Source organism: Streptomyces sp. NPDC101152, from assembly GCF_044768275.1.
Taxonomy (GTDB): Bacteria; Actinomycetota; Actinomycetes; order Streptomycetales; family Streptomycetaceae; genus Streptomyces.
The window spans coordinates 18,601-38,532 of the sequence record NZ_JBIWPO010000034.1 but is presented as its reverse complement, the minus strand read 5'-3'; the positions used below and the strand labels follow the sequence as shown (position 1 = coordinate 38,532).

The following is a 19,932-nucleotide window of genomic DNA, read 5'->3' as shown; positions in this document are numbered from 1 at the left end:
TCCTGGGAAAGGTCCTCGGCACCCGGCCTCCTGCAGGACCACCTGCTGCGCCGCTCCTACCGTGTCGAACTCCTGAGGCCGGTGGGCGAACCCCGCGTCCTCAAGCGCAGCGGCAAGAACCTCAGACGCCGCTTCGACGTCGTACGCCGCATGGCCCTGGAGGCCTACCCGCCATGTGTCCGCGACGGCCTCCGGGCGCTGACCAGGCTCCGGGCGCACCTGCTGGAGGAAGGCCACCTGGACTCCCTCGTGGAGCTCGCCCGCCGCACCCAGGGCATCAGGCCCGAGGTGTCCGTCGAGGACATCCGCTGGCGCGACGGCAAGCTCCACCTCACCACAGTGATCGGCATGCGGCGCGCCGACGGCGGGCCCCTGACCCCGGTGGAGCGCTACGGTCGTATGCTCCTCGACCCCGACCTGCTGGCCGGCATCGAGGACGCCGAGGGCTGGGAGGCACCGCATCCGCTCGGCCACGCCCACGGGGAACTCGTCGTCCATGACCTGTGGTGGTACCCGGACGCCGACCTGACCCCGCGCACACAACCGCTCGGCGGCGGCCGCCACCGTGTCGTGCTCACCGGCGAAAAGGCGGGGTGGGACGCCGGCCCGGACCGAGGCGAACCCGAGGCCTGGGCCGGCCCCGGGCGTCGCGTCGTCGCGCGTAACGCGCGCCCTGCGGCCCACACTGAGGAGCAAGGCTGGCGCGCAGGGCAGACCCGTGGAGCGGCGGCTGAGGAGGGTAGGGCACACGGGGCTCGGACCTGTCCCCACGAAAAAACGCGTGGCGGGCCACGGCCCGCGCTGCTACTTTCGCTGAGGCCGTGCGAGAGAACGAGGAGGTGGTACCCGTGAACACAGTATCGACATGGGTGCTCCCCTCCGGGGTCACGGTCGGGCGATAGGTCGTCCGGGAGCGCCGTTCAGAGCGCTCCCGAAAGGCATGACCATGCACTTCACCTCCGAACGACGCCTCGATGACGGCGTCCTCGAACGCGAACTCACCCTGAGTGGGATTCCCGGCATTCTCTGGACGCCCGCATCCGCGTCCGCGTCGGCGCCGGTTCCGCTGATCCTGCTCGGCCTGCAGCCACTCGGACTGCGCAGGATGTACCCCCGGCTGGTGGCCCGGGCCCGGCGTGCGACGGCGGACGGCTTCGCCGCGGCCACCATCGAGCTCCCCGGCAGCGGTGACCGGCCCCGTTGGGACGTCCTCGAGCGGGCACGCGCCGACCTGCGCCGGGCTCTGGACGCCGGCGAGCCGGTCAGTGACGAGATCATCGAAGCCCTCACCCTCCCGCTCGTCGACAAGGCGGTGCCGGAAGCGCAGGGCGCTCTCGACGCCCTCCTGTCGCTGCCCGAGATCGGCGGCCCGGTCGGATACTCCGGGGGAGTGATCTCCATCGGCGTCCGGCTGGCAGTGGTCGAGCCGCGTATCGTGGCCGCCGGTCTGTTCGCCGGGAGTTTCGTGCCGCGCGCCATCTTCGAGGATGCCCGGCAGGTCACCATCCCGCTGCACGTCCTGCTGCAGTGGGACGACGAACGCAACGACCGGCAGTCGGCCTTGGACCTGTTCGACGCCTTCGGCTCCAAGGAGAAGACGCTGCAGGCCAACATGGGCGGGCACACCGGTGTCCCGCAGTTCGCGGGGGAGGACGCGGCCGCGTTCTTCACCCGGCACCTGAGCCGCCCGCGGTCCCCCCTCGATGACGGCGCCCGGCTCCCGGGCGGGGACAGCTGACGCCTGGAGCGAAGTAAGCAGGAGGGGGCAGGCCGACGTCGGCCTGCCCCCTCCTGTCATGAGTCAGCGGCGGTCCCGGCGGTGAGGGAGGTGGCGACGAGGACTGCGGGGACCTTGCTCCGCGTCCGGCAGGCGGCGCCGGAGCCCGCCGCGTCCGACGAGTGCGCCGCAGTCAGCGGGAGAAGTCACCTCCTGACCCCGGCTGCTCCTGCAGGGAAGAGCTGCCCAGGCGCAAGAGGACCGCGGTGTTGACGCGGGGCAGGGACACGGTGAGGGTTCCGTCGGACGCGTCCCAGGTCGCCGTGGCGCCCGCGTCGGTCGGGTACAGCACCTCGGGGCGCACGTGGCTGCCGCGCAGGTGGGGAACGGGGACACGGCAGCTGTCGGTGTGCTGCGTGGACACCTCCGGGGAAACGGTGCTCCGTTCGTTCCCGCTCAGTTCGCGTCGCCAGATCGCGAGGTACGTCGCGGACTCTCCACGCAGTCCGTGGGCGAGCCAGTCGTCCTCCCACCCGGGAAGCCCGAGCGGCCAGAAGGGACGGGCACCGCCGATCTCCGGACGGATGTGCTTGTACAGATCGATGCCCGAGCGCACGAGGGCGAGCTGTTCCTCGTCCATGCGGTCCAGGAACCCGGAGAGGTGGACGCGGCCCAGCAGGGCCGTGGTCATCGTGAAGGCGATCTTGTCGAGGTCGAAGTGCGGTTGGGGGTAGGCCCACACGGCGGCCTGTTCGGGGGTGAGCGCGGTCGCGGCGGCGGCGGCGATGGGCGGGTAGCGCAACGGGTCCTGCTGGTCGCTGGTGGACTGCAGCTGGGTCACGGCCAGTTGGGCGTAGTCCATCCGCAGGCCGCCCGAACCGCAGTTCTCCAGGACGAGGCGGGGATGCCGGTCGAAGAGGGAGGCGAGCCAGTCGAGATGGGCCCGGTGGTGTCCGAGCAGGCCGGCGCCCGCGGTCTCGGAGCCGTTCTCGGTGCCGGGGCCGGGATTGATGTTGTAGTCGAGCTTGAGGTAGCCCACGCCCCATTCGCCCACGATGCGGTCGACGACCTGGTCGAGGTGGCCGCGGGCGGCCGGGTGGCGCAGGTCGAGGTGGTGGCGGCCGTGCTCGGTCACCCGGACGCCGTTGCGGCGGAAGAACGCCTCGTCGGGCAGGGTCCGGGCCAACGGGCTGCGTACGCCGACCACTTCGGGCTCCAGCCACACGCCGGGTGTCATGCCGCGCTGCCTGATGGCGTCGAGGACCTCGTGGATGCCGCCGGGGAAGCGCCGCCCGGCGGGTTCCCAGGCGCCCACCGCGTCCCACCAGCCCTGGGCGTCGTCGTCGTACCAGCCGGCGTCGATGACGAAGACCTCGGCACCGGCGGCGCCGGCCGCCTCGATGAGGGGCAGGAGCTTGTCGGTGGTGGGGTCGCCCATGAGGGTGTTCATGTAGTCGTTGTAGATCACGGGGAGTGCCGTGTGGTCCGGGTGGGGGCGGCGGATGTGGCGGCGGTAGGCGGTCAGTTCGCCGAACGCCGCGTCCAGGCCGCCGCTTCGGGCGCGGGCCAGGACGGCGGGCACGGTCGTGAACTCCGCTCCGGGGGCCAGCGTCTGCCGCCACTGGTGGTGTGCGTCGTCCGGTCCGAACAGGGCGAGGTAGGCGGCGCCCTCGCGTTCCCCGGTCTCGTAGCGCCAGCCGGCGCTTGACTCGATCTGCCACAGCCAGGTGCCGCCGGCGCCGTCGGTGAGGGCGGCGAGGGGAAGGTGCCGGCCGGTCGACCAGGTGCCCTGCGAGGAGCGTTCGAAGCAGCCGCGGCCCTCGTGGCCGTGGGCGGTCCTGCTCAGCGGGACGACCTGGTCCCGGAAGCGGGCTTGGCGCCAGCGGCATTCGGCGAGCCAGTCGTTGTCCGCCCAGTGCAGGGTCAGGCCGTCGAGGCCTTTCGCCTCGTCGGTGATGCCGCCGAGCGTGAGGGTGGAGACGCCTTCCAGGTGCAGGGGATGAGCGCCCTCGTTGACCAGACGGACCTGCGAGCGCAGGAATCCGGCGCCGGGGACGGTGCTGAGGGTGACGTCGGCCGCGAGGCCGGTGTCCGGGTCGGTCAGGCGGATCGTGGTGCGCCGCCACTTTCCGTCTTCGGCCGTCTCGTGGCCGCGCAGGACGAGGCGGCTGCCGACGGTCGTGTCGATGAAGCGTTCTCCCGACCAGGTCCGTCCGTGGCCGGTGAGGATGACTTCGACGAGGGGGACGAGGCAGACCCACGGGCGGCCGCCGTCGGTGAGTCGGACCGACCCCGAAGGGTCCACCACGGCGCGCAGCCCGAGGGCTTCATCGCTCCACAGCAAGGACTCCTGGGCGATCTCGGCAGCTGTCAACGCGTTTTCCCTTCTGGGACTTGTTGCTTGTTTCCATGGTCCGACACGGGCCGCCTTTCTCAGCGGGCCGACGCAGGTGGCCTGTGGTTTCCGGGGGTTGGGCGGGTCGCCGGGGCAGGCGCCGCGTCTGCGGCGGACGGGTAACGCCGTGGTGGCAGCCTCTTGACGGCCGTGTTGTGACCGCTCACAATCCTCGCATGGTTGTGACCGGTCACACAAGCTCCGGCGGCCCCGCCGATCCGCGGGGGAGCCAGCACAAGCCCGCCAGCATTCGTGATGTCGCCCAGGCGGCCGGCGTCTCCTACCAGACCGTTTCGAGGGTCATCAACGACCACCCGAACGTGAGGGAGGAGACCCGCCGCCGGGTCGAGGAGGCCATCGAGTCCCTCGGCTTTAGGCGCAACGCCACCGCGTTCGCGCTGGCCAGCGGCGTCACGAAAACGGTCACGGTCCTGACGTCCAACACCGTCCTCTACGGTTACGCAGCCACCCTGCAGGGCCTGGAGGAGGCCGCCCGCGCCGCGGGCTACTCGGTCGGCGTCCGGGTCCTGACGCCGGAGGACGACCTGGACCGTACGATCGCCGGCGCGGCCGCGGCCGGCGGCGGGCTCGTGGTGATCGGATTCGATCGGCTCGGCGCGGCGGCCCTGGACCGGGTTCCCTCCCACGTGCCCTGCGCGGCGGCGGTCGAGGCCCCGCCACCCGGCCGTACCCCTTCGCGTCCGGCGGTCTGGGTCGACGACCGCACGGCGGCCCGCGCCGCCACCGAGTACCTGCTCGACCTCGGCCACCCCACGGTCCACTACGTGGCGATCCCCACCTCCACGGGCTCCCGGCGATCGGCGGCACCCCGTGCCGAAGGCTGGCGCCAGGCCCTGGTCGCCGCGGGTGTCACCCCGCCGTCCCCCACCGGCAAGGGCTGGGACGCCCAGGCCGGTTACGACGCCGGCCGCAGGCTCGCCCGCGATCCGGGCGTCACCGCGATCCTGTGCGGCAACGACGACCTGGCGCTGGGTGTCCTGCGCGCCCTGCACCACGCCGGCCGGTCCGTGCCGGGGGACGTCAGCGTCATCGGCTTCGACGACGCCCCCCACTCGCAGTTCATCACGCCCGCCCTCACCACCGTCCGCCTGGACTTCCAGGGTCTGGGCCGGTCCGCCTTCGGACTCCTGCGCGGCCAGCTGGAGTCCGACTACCAGCCGCCCGAGCCGACCCTCGACGGCCCCGAACTCGTCCGCCGCGAAAGCGCCGGGAGCCGCGACGCATGACCCGGGCAGGTCTGCCCCGCCCCCGCTTCGCCTCCGCCCTCACCGCACCGCTCCGCCCACCCTCGTGTGCCGAAGGAAGACCCATGAGAAGAGCCGTCTCCTCCCTCGCCGTCGTAGCGTGCCCCCGGACTGGCCGCCGCCTGCAGTGACTCCACCGCGGGCAGCAGCGGCGCCGCCCCGACCGGATCGGTCGACGCCACGGCGAGCCTGAAGGGCGTCCACCTGACCATGTGGGTGGCGCAGAACAGCGTCACCGAGCCCAGGCAGTCCAGCCAGACCGCCACCCCGGCCACCCAGAACCTCACGGTCGACGGCGGACCCGCGAGGACCATCACCTACCCGACGACCCTGAACTGGACGTACCGCTCCACGGTGCGCACCGCGGTGTCGCTGACGGCCGGCACGCACACCCTGACGCTGGCCAAGGGCGCCACCGGCGAGGTCACCCTCGACAAGTCGACCTCACCGCGTCCCCCGGCCAGGACCCCGTCCACCCGCGACCTACGCCGACATCACCGGATCCCCGTCGTACGACTACTCCGCCTCCGGCATCAGCGGCGCCGGCGCCCCGGTGCTCGGTTCCGGTGACAAGGCCGCCCTCGACGTCTACGCCTCGGCCGACGGCTACTACACCGTGCACGCGGACTACGCCGCCACGGGCGCCGGCACCCTCACCCTGGACGGCGCCACCGCGTCCACCCTCGCCCGCACCGGGGGCAGGGTCACCGACCGGCCCCAGGAGCTGTACCTGTCGGCCGGCAACAACCGCATCACTGTGACCGGCCCGGGCCGCGGCCGTCTCACCCTGCTCGACCCGCGCGGTCGACACCACGGGTGTAGCCGCCTACGAGGCCGAGAGCGCGAGCCGCGCCGGGACCGCCGCCCTGTCCGCCAACTCCTGGGCCTCCGGCGGCAACCACGTCGGCTATGTGGGCAACGGCCCCGGCAACACGCTCACCTTCCAGGTGAACGCGGCCTCGGCCGGCCGCTACGTGATGAACGTCCGCTACGCCAACAACCAGGTCTCCGGATCCGGCAACTACAACACCAACGTCGTCTCCAGAGCGGCCGACATCACCGTCAACGGCACCGCCACGACGGTCATGTTCCGCAACACCTACAGCTGGTCGAACTGGTGGGACCTCCCGGTTCCCGTCACCCTCAAGGCCGGCACCAACACCATCACCTTCGGCAACCCGTCCGGATACGCCCCCGACCTCGACCGCATCACGCTCGCACCGCTCAGCAGGTGACCGCATGCCCGGCACGGGGACTCATGGGCACCCGCGCCGGGCGACGTCGCCCCGCGCCGGCGGACGGGTGCGGGGCGGCGGTGGGTCTGGCCTCCTAACGGCAGCGATACTGGTAGTTCGCGGGCACCTCGTAGGTCATGTCGTAGCAGATGACACCGGTCAGGGAGTTCCCGCTGACCGTGGACGAGTAGTTGTTGGTCGCCCAGTGGGAGGGAGAGCCTCCGCAGCCCACGTGGATGTAGTACGTGCCCCCGTTGTTCAACGAGTAGTGCCAGGAGACGGATGAGGCGCTGCCGCTGGCCGCGCTCAGGATCGCCCACCCCGAGCTGCTGCTGTTCGCGGCCACCCACACCCCTTCCACGGCATTGCCGGACACGCATGACAGGGAGCCGCTGACGGTGGTGGAGGCGGACGCGGCGGTTGCGGTGGTCATGGCTCCGGTGACCAGCGCGGCTCCCGCCGCCGCCAGTGCCAGGGCCCGCTTCCGGCGGTTGTTCGGATGGGGCGTCATCATGCTCCCTGGGTAGCGTGGGGCCCGGTGCTCGACCGGGCGGCGGGGCCCGTTCGGCCTGCCCGCCGCGTTCTGTTGTAGCCGCGCGAGGCGGCCTGCTGACGGTCCTGTGCGGTTGGCTTCCCCGCATGCAAAGGGCGTTCCCTTCGGGGGACTCTGGCTGTAATGGTGCTGTCGGCACCGCTGGGCCGGGCGCAAGCTGGTCCCGACTGGACGGCACGCCCGACGCCGGCCGGAACGGGGGGTCAGTTGGTTAAGGACGCCAAGCGGCCGGCCGGTGGTCTTTCACCGCGCGGAAGGGACAACACCGGATCTGTCTCGGTTCCGAGTGGGTATCCGCGCGGGAGCAGCAGTTGGCTCGTACGTGCAGGATGGTTGCTGCGGGTCAACCGTCTGGCTCACCCCGACCCCGAGTTGCGCTCCGTCACCGGCTTCGCCCGGGCGTTCGGCCACCCGACGGGGACAGCCCGGCTGAGCCCGAGTACCGTCTCCCGCTGGGAGAACGGTCTGGTGCCCCTCAGCCACTCCACAGTTCGCCGATACGAGGTCCTGCTGGGGGTGGCCCCGTACCTGCTGATCGCCACCATCGACACCTTGGCCCGGTACCAGACCGGCGGGAGCGCTCCCGGTGGCGTGCTGGACCTCCGGCGGCGGAACTGGACGGGTTGCGACGATCTGGGCCGGTTGGACGCGTTGCTCGACCAGGTTCTCGACGACGGCGACATCAGTGGTCCGGAGTGGGACGAACTCACCACTCGCCTGGTGTCGGGCCCCCGACTTGTCGCGCCACGCCGCGTCCGTGAGGCGGTCGCGCACAGGCTGGTGGAGGAGTCGACCATCTCCGACGGCCTTTCCTGGATGCTGAGGTTCGAATCGCTCAACCGTCTGCTGGCGCATGCCGACTGGGCCGCGGAGGCGGTGGCCGCCTGTGCGAACGTCGCCGCGGACCGCAACCACGCCGCCATCTTGGAGGCCGTCAGCTACCTCGACGGCAGCACGCATCCGGACGCCGCCCGGCACCTGCTGCGTCATCTCACGCGCCCCACCAGCGACGAGACGTTCGAAGGTGCACTCTTCGCCAGTGTGCGCAAGGTGCGGCACCGGCATCTGAACCAGGACCAACTGATCTCCGTGGCCGATGTGGTGGCGGACCTGCTGACCGGAGGCGGCGTCGCGGCACGCAACTCCGTCCTGGCCGCTGCCATCCTGCCCACGCTGCCATGGGCGCCCGCGCACCGAGCGCGGCTGGTGAGGGCGGCCGCGGACCATCCGGCCACTCGTGACGTGGTTCTCCACGGGCGCCTGGCGGCTCCCGATGCCGCGCGCACCGTGGTCGCCCGCGTCCTGAGTCGGCTTTCCGGCCGTCACCACGGTCTCGGGACGCACGACATCCTGAGGGAGTTGGTCGACGAGGTGCTGCACCACCCGGTGTTCGATGTGCGGCTGTACACCGGCATGCTGCTCCGGGCCAGCCCGTACCGAGCCCCCCTGGCCGCGTCCCTGGCGGCCGAGTTTCGGGTCCCCGCCACGCTGGCGTTCGTCCCGCGTGCCGTACCCCTGCTCAACGCGCTGCGGGTCCTGGGCGGTCCGCCGGAACGCGGTGTGGTCGCGGCGATCACCCTCGCCGACGGCCTGCCCGCCGAGGTGGTCGAGGCGGCGCTGCACGCGATGGGGCACATCGGTGGTTCCAGCCCCGACCGGTACTGGCACGACGTGCTGCGGCGTCACGGCGAGCGCCGTTCGCCCCGCACGGCGCTACCGTTCGCCGCTGCCGGGGGAGACACCCGTCTCAAGCACCTGGTCTACGCGATGTCCATGGCGGGCGGTCAGGACGCCTCCGCCCGTGCCTGCGCCGATCCGCGGCTGCCGGCCCAGGCACACGCCCTGTCCGCCTGGTGGAGGCAGGTCCCGTCGCACGTCCGCAGGAGTGTCCTGAGCTGAACCGAACCGCTGCCGGCGCCGGGCTCCCTCAGGCTCCTTGTCGGCCCGCCTCCGTGTCGGTGTCGGCCCGTTGGGGCGTGGCCTGGGCGCATTCGGTGAGTGGCGCGAGGCGTTCCGCGGCCGTGTCGAGGAGTTCCAGGTCGGCCTTGGTGTGGGCGATGGCCGCGTCGATCAGGAGGGTGACGAGGGGGTCGTCCGCCCGGGTGCGCCGCAGCCGGGTCAGGCCGGCGAGTTCGGTGACGTAGGTCTGCCGTTGCGTGGCGACGAGCGTGTCGAGGGCCGCGGGACCGAGGGAGGAGGCGCCGAACAGTTTGAGGAACAGTTCGTCGCGGAAGCCGCCGGTGCGCACCCAGGCGCTGGTCGCCCAGTCGCGCAACTCGTCGTGTCCGGCGGGCGTGAGCGTGTAGCGAGTCTTGTCGGGGCGGTCCGCCTGGCTCACGTGGGACCGGATGACGTAGCCGTCCCGGACCAGTCGGTCCAGGATCTGGTACAGGTGCCCGATGTTCAGTCCGCCCCACTGCGGGCCCATGGCCTTCTCGAACCGGCCCTTGAGCTCATAGCCGTGGTCCGGGCCGTCGGCCAGCAGCGCGAGCACCGCGTGGTGAAGCGGCATGAGCCCTCCTGCAACGCCATTTACATGCCTGGTGGATTGTGACAATGTACCGCTGCATTGTGGCAATGCAGGAGAGGTGGCAGCACGGTGGATGTCAGGTTACGAGGCGTGACGCGCCGGTACGCGGAGCTGGTCGCGCTGGATGCCGTCGACCTGCGCATCGAGTCGGGAGCGGCCGTCGCGCTGACCGGACCCTCGGGTTCGGGGAAGTCCACGGTGCTGCATCTGCTCGGCGGGATGGACCGGCCCACTGAGGGAACGGTCGACGTCGACGGCGAGGAGTTGACGGCACGACGGTTGGACGCGCACCGCCGCAGTGTCGGCTTCGTCTTCCAGCGCTTCCATCTGCTGCCGGCGCTGACCGTGCTGGACAACGTCCTCGCCCCGGTGCTGCCGCGCCGGGTGGACTTCGACCGGCAGGAGCGCGCGACGGAACTGCTGGAGGCCGTGGGGCTGGCGGAGCGGGCGAACGCGCTGCCGTCCGAGCTGTCGGGCGGCCAGCAGCAACGGGTCGCGATAGCGAGGGCGTTGATCAACCGGCCCGGGCTGCTGCTGGCCGACGAGCCGACCGGCAACCTGGACAGCACGACCGGGCGGGAGATCGTCGAGCTGCTGCTCTCGCTGCGCGAGCGGTACGGCACCACCATGCTGGTCGCCACGCACGACGTCGAGGTGGCCGCGAACTGCGACCGGATCGTACGGCTGCTCGACGGCCGGATCGTGGCCGACGACCAGGTCACACCGGACGGCGACGTCCTCGGCCGGCTCGGAGGCCTGCGGCCGTGATCGGCATGATCCTCTCCCAGCTGCGTCGTCGGCGCGGGCGGGCCCTGTCCCTGGCCCTGGGCATCCTCGTCGCGGCCACCGGCTTCACCCTGCTGACCTCCGCCGTCACCACCAGCCGCGCCCAGACCACCGGACTGGTCCGGCACAACGCCCGTTCCGCCTACGACATCCTGGTCCGCCCACCCGGCGCGCAGACCGCCCTCGAACGCCAACGGGGCCTGGTGCAGGCCAACTTCCTGTCCGGCGTGTTCGGGGGCATCACCCTCGACCAGTACCGGCGCATCGAAAAGCTGCCCGGACTGGACGTCGCCGCCCCCATCGCCAACATCGGCTACCTGATGGTGGACGGCAGTGTGCGCATCGACGTCTCACGCTTCCTCGACTCCAAGGCTCCCGCCCAGCTGCTGCGTCTGAGGCCGACCGTGAAGGCCGGCCTCGGCAGCTACCCGGCCGCCGACCAGTACGTCTACCTCACCCGCAACCCGATCGCGATCCGCGACGACCTCGTGGCCGACACCGGCCTCACCGGACTGGAACAGGAGACGGCGGCCGGCCGGACGTACTGGGTCTGCTGGTACTACAACAGCGACAAGTCCGACACGACGACGGGCACGGACGGCAACGCGCTGACGCCCCAGGCCGATCCCGACTACAACCCCGTACCGACCTCTCCCTTCGACAAGGACGCGCGGTCACGGATGACCTGCCGGTCGGGACAGGGCAAGGCCACGGCGGAGATCCCGGTCGCCTTCCCGGTGCTGCTGTCCGCCGTCGACCCGGCCGCCGAGGACCGGTTGGTGGGCATCAAGGACACGGTCACCTCCGGCCGGATGCTCACCTCCAAGGACCGCCCCGTGTGGGGCCCCGACCCCTTCGACCACGGCCCGGCGGCCGGCCGCCAGCACGACTACCAGGTGCCGGTCATGCTCAGCAGCCACGCCCTCACCTCCGCGACCCTGACGGCGAGCGTGCAGCGCCTCGACGCCGGCGACCCCACCAAGCTGCCCGGCAAACTGGGCAGCCCGGCCGCCCACCGGTTCGTCACCGCACTGCAGGGCAGGACCGTCGGGACCGTCGGCGCCGATCTCGACCAGGCCTTCCGCTCCGTCGATCGCGCGGTCAACTTCGACACCGGCGGCTACTGGACCGTCGGCCCGGTCACCTACACCACCTCCGCCGGCGGCCTGGTTGCGCGGACCAGGCCACAACAGTCCGCCGACGTCTGGAAGAACAACCTGGCGGGAACCTCGGCGCTGCTGTCCGACGTTCCCGAGGAGAACGCCGGCACGCAGTACCGCACGGTCGCCGACCACCCGTCCACGAACTGCCGGGGGCAGAAGACCTGCACCGCCACGGACAGCGGCCGCGCCCCGATCCCGGTCCTCCACCTGGTCGGACGCTACGACACCACCCGGCTGCACGGTTTCTCCGCGCTCTCCGACGTGCCGCTGGAGACCTACCGCTCCCCGCAGGTCACCGGCGCCGACGCGGCCACCCGATCCGCACTCGCCGGCGGGCCACTGCACCCCGACCGCAACCTCGGCGGCTACCTCAGCCCGCCGCCCACCCTGCTCACCACCCTCGACTCGATCGGCGCGTTCACCAAGAGCCGCCACACCCCCACAGCCCAGGAGAAGGCACCCGTCAGCGCCATCCGCATCCGGGTGGCCGGAGTGACCGGCGTCGACTCCGCGTCCCGGGCCCGGGTGAACGCCGTGGCCGCGCGCATCCACGACGCCTTCCCGAGTCTGCGCGTCGACGTCACCGTGGGCAGTTCCCCCGCACCGCAGACCGTGGCCCTCGCGTCCGGGCTGAACGTGCGGGAGAACTGGACGGCCAAGGGTGTGGCCCTGCACATCCTGCGGGCCGTGGACACCAAGAGCGCGGTGCTGTTCGTCCTCGTGCTGGTGGTCTGCGGGCTGTTCCTCACCCAGGCCGCGCTGGCCTCCGTACGGTCACGGCGCACCGAGATCGGCACCCTGCGCTGCACCGGGTGGAGCGCGGCGGAGATCCTGCGGCTGATCCTAGGCGAACTCGCCGTCGTCGGCCTCTGCGCCGGCGCGCTGGGGGCCGTACTCGCCTACGTCCTGGGCGCGTTGCTCGGCCTGTCCCACTCCTTGGCCAAGGCCGCGCTGGTGCTGCCGGTCGCCCTGCTCCTCGCCCTGGCGGCGGGCCTGGTTCCGGCCTGGCGGGCGACCCGGATCAGTCCCCTTGACGCCGTCACCGCCCCGGTGGCGGCGGCCCGCCGATCCGTGCCCGTGCGCTCCGTCGCGGGCCTTGCCCAACGCGACCTGCTGCGGGCACGCGGCCGTACCCTCCTCGGGGCGGCCGGCCTCGCCCTGGCGGTGGCCGCGTTCACCGTGCTGCTCTCGGTCACCTTCGCCTTCCGGGGCGAGGTCGCCGGCTCCCTGCTGGGTGACGCGGTGGTGGCCCGGGCCCGCACCGCCGACTACCTGAGCGTCGCCCTGACCCTGCTGCTCGGCGCGGCCGGCGCGGTGGACGTCCTGGTCATGTCCCAGCGAGAACGGGCGACCGACCTCGCGGTCCTGCGCGCCACCGGCTGGACGACACGCGAGCTGGCCCGGCTGACCCTCTACGAGGGCCTCGGCCTGGCCCTGCTCGGCAGCGTCACGGGCGCCGTCGCCGGCCTCTTCACCGTCCTCGCACTCGGCCAAGGAGTCCTGGCAGGACACCTGTTGTCGATGGCTGCGGCGGCGGTGACGGCGATCCTCGCCTCGACGTGCCTGGTCTGCGCGGCCCTGACGGTCCCGATCCGCACCCTCACCCGGATCGCACCACTGCACGTCCTGAGGGCGGAGTGACTATGCGAAGGCCGACATGGCTGTCAGGCGTCAACTGGGTCCTGCAGCTTCAGCCGCACCCAGCGTGGCCGTGTCCTCGGAGACGGTCAGGTCCTGGACGCCGATGACGGACAGCAGTTCCAACTGCTCGGCTCCGCGGCTTCCCGGCGGTGCGGTGAACCACAGCAGGCGTTGCCGGCCGTCCTCGCTGAACAGGTTGGAGCAGTCGAGTTCGATGACGCCGAGCGTGGGGTGGACGATCTTCTTGTGGTCCATGCGCCGCACCGCCACGTCGTGGGTGTCCCAGAGCGCCGCGAACTCCTCGCTACGACGGCGGAGCACCGCGACCATCTTCGTCACCTCCGCGTCCCGGCCACGGCGGGCGGCCGCCGCCCGGAGGTCGGCGACGAACACCCGGGAGTGGCGGGGATGATCGTCGGGAGGATAGATCGCCCGTGACTGCGGGTCGGTGAACCAGCGGTACACCAAGCTCGCCGACGGGCCGCGGTGGGCGGGGGAGTTGCCGAGCAGTGCGCGGGCCAGGTCGTTCTCCACCAGGGTTTCGTGCAGATCGGTGATGACGCGCGCCGGGGTGGTGGACAGCCGGTCCAACAGGCCGACCAGCGCGGGCTGTACGTGTGCCGACGGTCCCTGCGCCGACCGGGGGATCGGCCGGTCGGCCAGATGGAACAGGTGGTCCCGTTCGTCACCGTTCAGGCGCAGAGCCCGCGCGAGGGCGGCCAGGGTCTGGGCCGAGGGCTGCACTCCGTGCTTCCCGCTGCCACGTTCCAACTCCGTGTAGTAGTCGGCCGACAGCCCTGCCAGCTGGGCGACCTCCTCCCGGCGCAGCCCGGGGACACGCCGGCGCGGGCCGTGGGGGAGACCGACCTCGGCGGGTCGGATGCGGTCGCGGCGAGTCCTGAGGAAGGCGCCGAGTTCTGGAAGGTTCACCCCGTCATGGTCGCTGGTACGCCGGGCCGTAGCCAGGGGTTGCCATCCCCTGGGTCGACACGGGCCTGGTTACCGGCCGTCTACCGGAAGATCGTGGAGACGCGACAGGGCGAGGGACGGACCGCGGCCTGATCGCACCCCTTTCACAACACCGCTGAGAAGAGGAACGACCAGCCATGCCCTTCGCGAACTTCAAGGTCCCCGAGAAGACCCTCACCCCGAAGCAGAAGCAGGAGATCGTCACCCGCACCACCGAGCTGTACGTGGAGATATACGGCGAGCGGGCCCGCGCCAACACCATGGTCCTCGTCGAAGAGGTCGCCGACGGCGGCTGGGGCATCGGCGGAGACGTGCTGACCCTCGCCATGCTCGGTGCGGCCGCCGAGCCGGACGTCACCCCTACGGAAGGGTGAGTCTGGCGGCCACAGAGTCCAGGACCCATTCCAGGCCGGTCGCGAAGGAGGTCTCGGCGTCCACGTCGGTGCCGTCGTACACCGCCTTGGCCAGCGCCGGGAAGCGGCCCGTGGCGAGCATCCTGGTGACGTGCGGGCCGGAGGCGCGCTGCCAGTCGCGCTCGGACAGGCCCGTGGCGCGCTCGGCCCGCAGGTTCGCGATCTCGCGCCTGATCGCACCGGTGAAGTAGGAGCTGACGGTCTCCACGGCACGCAGGACGGTGTCGATGTCGGCGAGGCTGTCGAGGGCGGACAGCGTGGCCTCGGTCACCGCGAGGCCGTTCGGGCCCAGGGCCGGGCGGCCGCCGAGCAGGTCGGCCAGCCATTCGTGACGCAGGGCGGCCTGTCTGGTGCGGTGGGCGAGGGTGTGCAGCGCCTCCCGCCAGTCACCGGGCCGCTCCTCGGGCAGGATCTCGGCCTGGACCTCGTCCACCATGAGGTCGAACAGCTCTTCCTTGGTGGCGATGTATCCGTACAGCCGCATCGGGCCGGCGTTCAGCCGGGCGGCGACCTTGCGCAGGGACACCGCCTCCAGCCCGCCCTCGTCGGCCAGTGCGATGGCGGCGGCGACGATCCGCTCCCGGTCGAGCGGCACGGGGCGAGTCGGCGGCTCGGGCCGGTCCCACACAGTCATGGGTCAACTGTACTGTTGCGATACATCGTCTTGAATCAATACAGTGTATCGACATGAGACATCGCATCGCAGTGGTCGGGAGCGGTCCCGGCGGCCTTGCCTTCGCCCGCGTCATGCACCGCCATGACCACCCCGTCACCATCCTCGAACGCGATCCCGCCCCCGACGCCCGTCCCCCGGGCGGCATGCTGGACCTGCACCAGGGGCTGGGCCAGCTGGCGCTGGAAAAGGCCGGGCTGCTGGGAGAGTTCGAGGCGCTGTCCCGCCCGGAGGCGCAGGCCATGCGGATCCTGGACCCGGACGGGACGGTCCTGCGGGACTGGCGGCCCCGCCCGCAGGACCGCGCCAACCCCGAGATCGACCGCGGGCAACTCCGCGACCTGCTGCTCGGTCCGCTCGGGGTCCGGTGGGGACGTGACGTGACGCGGGTGGTGCCGGGCGCCCGGGACGGCGTACTCGTCCATTTCGCCGACGGACGACAGGAGACGTACGACCTCGTCGTCGGCGCGGACGGCGCCTGGTCCCGGACCCGCCCTGCGGTCTCGCCCGTGACGCCGCACTACACCGGCGTCACCACGGTCGAGACCTCCCTGGACGACGTCGACACCCGCCACCCGCACCTCGCCCGGTTGGTGGGCGACGGCTCCATGGCTGTGTACGGCGCGCACCGCAAGCTCGTCGCCCAACGCAACAGCGGCGGTCACGTCAAGGTGTACGCCCAGTTCCGCGCTCCACTCGACTGGCACACCAACCTCGACCCGGCCGACGCCGAGGCCGTGCGATCGAGCCTGCTCGATCTGTACGACGGCTGGGCGGATCCCGTGCTCGACCTCGTCCGCCAGGGCACCACGTTCGTCCACCGCCCCCTGCACGTCCTGCCCGTGTCCCACACCTGGACCCACGTCGCCGGGGTGACACTCCTGGGCGACGCCGCCCACCTGATGCCCCCCTTGGGGGCGGGCGCCAACCTCGCGATGCTGGACGGCGCCGAACTCGCCGAGGCCATCGCCGCCGCCCCAGGAGACCTTGACGGTGCCATTCGCGCCTTCGAGGAACAGATGTGGGCACGGGCGGGCAAGTGGGCGAAGATCACGACGGCCGGCCTGGAACGCCTCATGAGCCCGGACCCCGCCGAAGCCATCGCCCTCTTCGACGAAGTCCAGCCGTCCTGACGGCCCACGTCAGGTGAGGCGCCGCGAGGGCCGTCGCCGCATCCCGCGGCGGCCCGCCGGGTGGGCGCAGCTCCCGCGAAAACCTCTCGACCGGGGAAGGCCGTTCCCCGGATGATGTGCACATGACTCCTGCCGAATCAGCAGCGAGCCGCCTGCAGGACCAAGCAGCCTTGTGGAGCATGCGGGAGATCCCTGCCCACGACGTCGTCAGGGCCGCCTGCGACGCGCTCGTCGCCGGACTCGACAGCCCCGCCCTGCGCATCCTCGCCGCCTGCACCCGCGCGGAGGCCGACTACGACCTCCCCGACCTCCTCCCGCCGGCGCTGGACGAACTGGGTCTGACCTCGTACCCCATGGACAGCGTCGCCGGACAGGAAGCCGCCGCACGCGCACTCGCCCGCCGCATGCTGGCCGGCGAGCTGACGCCCCGCGAGCTGGCCTCCCGGGTGCACCAGCGCTTCGGGCACACCCTGCCCTCGGTCGAACGACTCGCCCAACTGGACGACGAGTACGACTACATCGAACCCGACGACCCCGTACGGGCCACATTCGACGCCCAAGTCAGTGCCGAAGCCCGACGGCTCACCACCGCTCCGGGATGAGGACGGCTTCGGCGACGGAGATCGTCGGCCGCTGACGCAGTACCCTGACCTCCCGGACAGACTGGGTCCCGGGGCCTGGCTGACGGGGGGAACGTGGAGCTCATCGGTCGGGACGACCAGCTGGCTCTCCTGCGCCGGCTGCTGGCCGAGCCGCGCAGCGAGGCGGGCGCGGTGCTGGTTCGCGGGGCGCCCGGCATCGGGAAGACGGCATTGCTCGCGGAGACCGCCGCGCTCGCCGAGGGGCTCGGCTACCGGGTCCTGCGCACCAGCGGTGTCGAGGCCGAGAGTGACATCCCCTATGCCGGACTGCAGCTCGTCCTGCGCCCCTTGGCCGCGGGAGCCGCTGATCTCGCAGTACCACACCGGGAGGCCCTGGACACCGCGCTCGGGCATGCGGGGGCCGGTGTCCCGGACGTCTTCCTGGTGGGACTGGCGGTGCTCAACCTCCTCGCGGACGCGGCGGCGGTCACGCCGGTGCTGGTCCTGGTGGACGACGTCCAGTGGCTCGACGACGCCACCGCGAGTGTCCTGGCCTTCGTGGCGCGCAGGGTCGCCACGGAGCCGGTTGTCGTGGTGGGAGCCGCGCGCGAGGGTTACCGGTCACGTCTGAACTCCGACGAACTCACCTCCGTGTCCCTGGGCCCGCTCACCGACGGCCAGGCCACGGAACTCCTCGCCGACCGCGCCCCGGAACTGCGGCCGACCGCGCATCGCCGGCTGTTGGCCGAGGCCGCCGGGAACCCTCTGGCCCTGACCGAGCTCTCCCGCACCCTCGGCGCGTCCGCCGATCCGTACATGTCCCAACTCCCCCTGACCGAGCGGCTGGAGCGGGCCTTCACGGACCGTCTGGAGACCCTGCCCGAGATCACCCGCAGTCTGCTGCGGATCGCGGCGCTGAACGACAGCTCGTCGCTCCCCGAGATCTACCGGGCGACCCGGCGGCTCACCGGCGAGACGGTGGGCACGGCGGAGCTCGACCCGGCGGTGCGGGCCCGGCTCGTCCACGTCGTCGGGACCGAGCTGCGGTTCGGGCACCCGCTGATGCGTTCCGCGATCCACCAGACCATGCCCAGCGGTGTCCGTCATGCCGCGCACGCAGCGCTCGTCGCCGTGCTCGGCGAGGATTCCGACCGGCAGCTGCGTCACCGGGCCGCTGCCGCCGACGACCCGGACGAGGCGGTCGCGGCCGCCCTGGAGGACGCCGCCCTTCGGGCCGCGCGCCGTGGTGGCATCGCAGCGGCCGTCGTGGCTCTCGAGCAGGCCGCCGCGCTCAGCGAGGACACCGACCGCCGGGCGGAACGCCTGCTGCGCGCCGCCGACTTCGCCGTCGAGCTCGGCCGCCCCGAGACCGTGACCCGGCTGCTGGACCAGGCGCTCACCGGGCCGCTGTCGCGGCGGCAGCACGCGACGGTCGTCTGGCTGCGCGGCAGTTTCGACGAGGGACTGCACGGCCATGCGTCCGGTGCCGACTCGCTGACCGCCCTCGCCGAGGAGATGGCCCCACTGGACCGTGCGCTGGCACTGCGGATCCTGTGGAGCGCCGCGCAGTTGTGCTTCTGGTCCGACCCGGGCCCGGAGGGCCGCCGCACGGTCCTGCGGGCGGTGGAGCGGATGGAGCTCGACGAACTCGATCCGTGGCGCCTGGCCATCTGCGCCTACGCCGCACCGGTCGACCGCGGCGACTTCGTCCTGGACCGGGCCCGGCACGTCGCCCTGCCGGAGGGCGACGACGGCCGCGCCTACCGCATGCTCAGCACCGCCGCGCTCCTCGTCGGCGCCTTCGACCTGGCGCGAGCGTTCTCGGCGGCCGGAAGTGCGCCGCTGCGTGCCCAGGGACGCCTGGGGCTGCTGGCCCGGACGGTCGGCGCCGACGCGTGGAGCGCGCTCGTGGTCGGCGACCTCGGGGCGGCGATCGCCGCGACCGAGGAGTCACGGAGGCTGGCGCGCGAAACCAGCCAGACGATGATGTACGCGCTGATGACCGCCACCGCGGCCAAGCTGGCCGCGCTGCGCGGTGAGGCGGATGCCGCCCTGCAACTGGCCGAGGAGGCGGAGGAGATCGGGCTGCCGGCCGGGGCACGTCCGGTGCTGGCCACCGCGTCGATGGCACGCGGGCTGGCCGCGTCGGGCGCGGGGCGGTTCGAGGAGGCCTTCGGCCACTTCCGCCGGCTGCACGATCCCGCCGATCCCGCGTTTCAGGTCGCCCTGCGGCTGACGACCGTGGGTGACCTCGTCGACGCGGCGACGCACTGCGGGCGGCTGGACGCCGTCCTGCCGGTCGTGACGGAGCTGGAGGAGGTCGCCACGGTGACCTCCGCGCCGGTGCTGCACGCCGAACTGCGACTGGTGCGGGCCCTGCTGGCGGGCGACGAGGACGCCGACCCGCTGTTCACGGGCGCGTTGAACGCCGACCTCAGCGCCTGGCCACTGATCAGGGCCCGTACCCACCTGGCCTACGGCGAATGGCTCCGGCGTCGGCGCCGCAGCGTCGAGTCCCGCGACCACCTGCGTGCCGCCCGCGACATGTTCGACGCGCTCGGCGCCATCCCCTGGGGCGAGCGGGCCCGCCGGGAACTGCGCGCCGCCGGCGAGACCAGCCGCCGCCGCACCCCGGACGCCCGGGACCAGCTCACCGCCCACGAGCTGCAGATCGTCCAGCTCGCCGCGGACGGACTGACCAACCGGGAGATAGGCCAGCGGCTGTACCTGTCGCACCGGACCGTCAGCTCGCACCTCCACCGGATCTTTCCCAAACTGGGCGTGGTCTCGCGCGCCGAGCTGCGGACGGTGGTCAGCGCACTGCGCTGACCACCGTCACATGACGCTCGCTTCCGCCCGCGCGCCGCTCCTAGCGTTC

The 19,932-nt window shown here is 72.1% G+C and carries 17 protein-coding genes; 12 read left to right on the top strand and 5 right to left on the bottom strand.

The features are described from left to right. Positions 1-30 precede the first annotated feature (30 nt). Positions 31-852, top strand: coding sequence for a hypothetical protein (locus ACIRVK_RS32200; protein WP_404253412.1), 822 nt, complete (start codon positions 31-33; stop codon positions 850-852). Positions 853-946: 94 nt separating this feature from the next. Further along, the gene (locus tag ACIRVK_RS32195; RefSeq protein ID WP_404253319.1) at positions 947-1,738 is read left to right on the top strand and encodes an alpha/beta hydrolase; all 792 of its coding nucleotides are present in this window, start codon (positions 947-949) and stop codon (positions 1,736-1,738) included. A 172-nt stretch (positions 1,739-1,910) separates the two neighbouring features. Here ACIRVK_RS32195 and ACIRVK_RS32190 read toward each other — a convergent pair whose 3' ends face one another. Then, the gene (locus tag ACIRVK_RS32190; RefSeq protein WP_404253317.1) at positions 1,911-4,091 is read right to left on the bottom strand and encodes a glycoside hydrolase family 36 protein; all 2,181 of its coding nucleotides are present in this window, start codon (positions 4,089-4,091) and stop codon (positions 1,911-1,913) included. Between the two features lie 197 nt (positions 4,092-4,288). Here ACIRVK_RS32190 and ACIRVK_RS32185 point away from each other — a divergent pair, with 197 nt between their 5' ends. The 3 genes from ACIRVK_RS32185 to ACIRVK_RS32175 all read left to right on the top strand — a co-directional run bounded on the left by ACIRVK_RS32185 (position 4,289) and on the right by ACIRVK_RS32175 (position 6,612). Further along, a complete protein-coding gene (locus tag ACIRVK_RS32185; protein WP_404253315.1) occupies positions 4,289-5,359 on the top strand; it encodes a substrate-binding domain-containing protein in 1,071 nt (356 codons plus the stop codon). 234 nt (positions 5,360-5,593) lie between these two features. Continuing rightward, on the top strand, positions 5,594-5,947 hold the full coding sequence (locus ACIRVK_RS32180) for a hypothetical protein (RefSeq protein ID WP_404253313.1): 354 nt from the start codon (positions 5,594-5,596) through the stop codon (positions 5,945-5,947). A 296-nt stretch (positions 5,948-6,243) separates the two neighbouring features. Continuing rightward, the gene (locus ACIRVK_RS32175; protein WP_404253410.1) at positions 6,244-6,612 is read left to right on the top strand and encodes a hypothetical protein; all 369 of its coding nucleotides are present in this window, start codon (positions 6,244-6,246) and stop codon (positions 6,610-6,612) included. Between the two features lie 94 nt (positions 6,613-6,706). On the opposite strand, the gene ACIRVK_RS32170 is transcribed toward ACIRVK_RS32175, so the two are convergent. Continuing rightward, positions 6,707-7,126, bottom strand: a complete 420-nt coding sequence (locus tag ACIRVK_RS32170) for a hypothetical protein (RefSeq protein WP_404253311.1) — start codon at positions 7,124-7,126, stop codon at positions 6,707-6,709. Between the two features lie 372 nt (positions 7,127-7,498). On the opposite strand from ACIRVK_RS32170, the gene ACIRVK_RS32165 reads away from it, so the two are divergent. After that, positions 7,499-9,064 carry a hypothetical protein gene (locus ACIRVK_RS32165; RefSeq protein WP_404253309.1) on the top strand — a complete coding sequence of 522 codons (1,566 nt, stop codon included), beginning with the start codon at positions 7,499-7,501 and terminating at the stop codon, positions 9,062-9,064. A gap of 28 nt (positions 9,065-9,092) precedes the next feature. On the opposite strand, the gene ACIRVK_RS32160 is transcribed toward ACIRVK_RS32165, so the two are convergent. Further along, on the bottom strand, positions 9,093-9,677 hold the full coding sequence (locus tag ACIRVK_RS32160; protein ID WP_404253307.1) for a PadR family transcriptional regulator: 585 nt from the start codon (positions 9,675-9,677) through the stop codon (positions 9,093-9,095). A gap of 108 nt (positions 9,678-9,785) precedes the next feature. On the opposite strand from ACIRVK_RS32160, the gene ACIRVK_RS32155 reads away from it, so the two are divergent. Together ACIRVK_RS32155 and ACIRVK_RS32150 are read left to right on the top strand one after the other, a co-directional pair. Next, positions 9,786-10,463 carry an ABC transporter ATP-binding protein gene (locus tag ACIRVK_RS32155; RefSeq protein WP_404253305.1) on the top strand — a complete coding sequence of 226 codons (678 nt, stop codon included), beginning with the start codon at positions 9,786-9,788 and terminating at the stop codon, positions 10,461-10,463. A gap of 5 nt (positions 10,464-10,468) precedes the next feature. Further along, positions 10,469-13,285 (top strand): FtsX-like permease family protein, encoded by a 2,817-nt coding sequence (locus tag ACIRVK_RS32150; protein WP_404253408.1) that lies wholly within the window; start codon positions 10,469-10,471, stop codon positions 13,283-13,285. A gap of 30 nt (positions 13,286-13,315) precedes the next feature. On the opposite strand, the gene ACIRVK_RS32145 is transcribed toward ACIRVK_RS32150, so the two are convergent. Continuing rightward, a complete protein-coding gene (locus ACIRVK_RS32145; RefSeq protein WP_404253303.1) occupies positions 13,316-14,215 on the bottom strand; it encodes a helix-turn-helix transcriptional regulator in 900 nt (299 codons plus the stop codon). Between the two features lie 176 nt (positions 14,216-14,391). Here ACIRVK_RS32145 and ACIRVK_RS32140 point away from each other — a divergent pair, with 176 nt between their 5' ends. Beyond that, complete coding sequence (locus ACIRVK_RS32140) at positions 14,392-14,628, top strand: tautomerase family protein (RefSeq protein ID WP_404253301.1); 237 nt, start codon at positions 14,392-14,394, stop codon at positions 14,626-14,628. Here the strand turns inward: ACIRVK_RS32140 and ACIRVK_RS32135 are convergent. Continuing rightward, entirely contained in the window at positions 14,615-15,301 is a 687-nt protein-coding gene (locus ACIRVK_RS32135) for a TetR/AcrR family transcriptional regulator (protein ID WP_404253300.1), read from the bottom strand. The two genes, ACIRVK_RS32140 and ACIRVK_RS32135, sit on opposite strands and share 14 nt — an antisense overlap. 53 nt (positions 15,302-15,354) lie before the next feature. Here ACIRVK_RS32135 and ACIRVK_RS32130 point away from each other — a divergent pair, with 53 nt between their 5' ends. The 3 genes from ACIRVK_RS32130 to ACIRVK_RS32120 all read left to right on the top strand — a co-directional run bounded on the left by ACIRVK_RS32130 (position 15,355) and on the right by ACIRVK_RS32120 (position 19,883). Next, positions 15,355-16,473: an FAD-dependent oxidoreductase gene (locus ACIRVK_RS32130; protein ID WP_404253298.1), complete on the top strand. Its 1,119-nt coding sequence runs from the start codon at positions 15,355-15,357 to the stop codon at positions 16,471-16,473. A 179-nt stretch (positions 16,474-16,652) separates the two neighbouring features. Then, the gene (locus ACIRVK_RS32125; RefSeq protein WP_404253296.1) at positions 16,653-17,075 is read left to right on the top strand and encodes a hypothetical protein; all 423 of its coding nucleotides are present in this window, start codon (positions 16,653-16,655) and stop codon (positions 17,073-17,075) included. 93 nt (positions 17,076-17,168) lie between these two features. Continuing rightward, positions 17,169-19,883 (top strand): AAA family ATPase, encoded by a 2,715-nt coding sequence (locus ACIRVK_RS32120; RefSeq protein ID WP_404253294.1) that lies wholly within the window; start codon positions 17,169-17,171, stop codon positions 19,881-19,883. Positions 19,884-19,932: the final 49 nt, after the last annotated feature.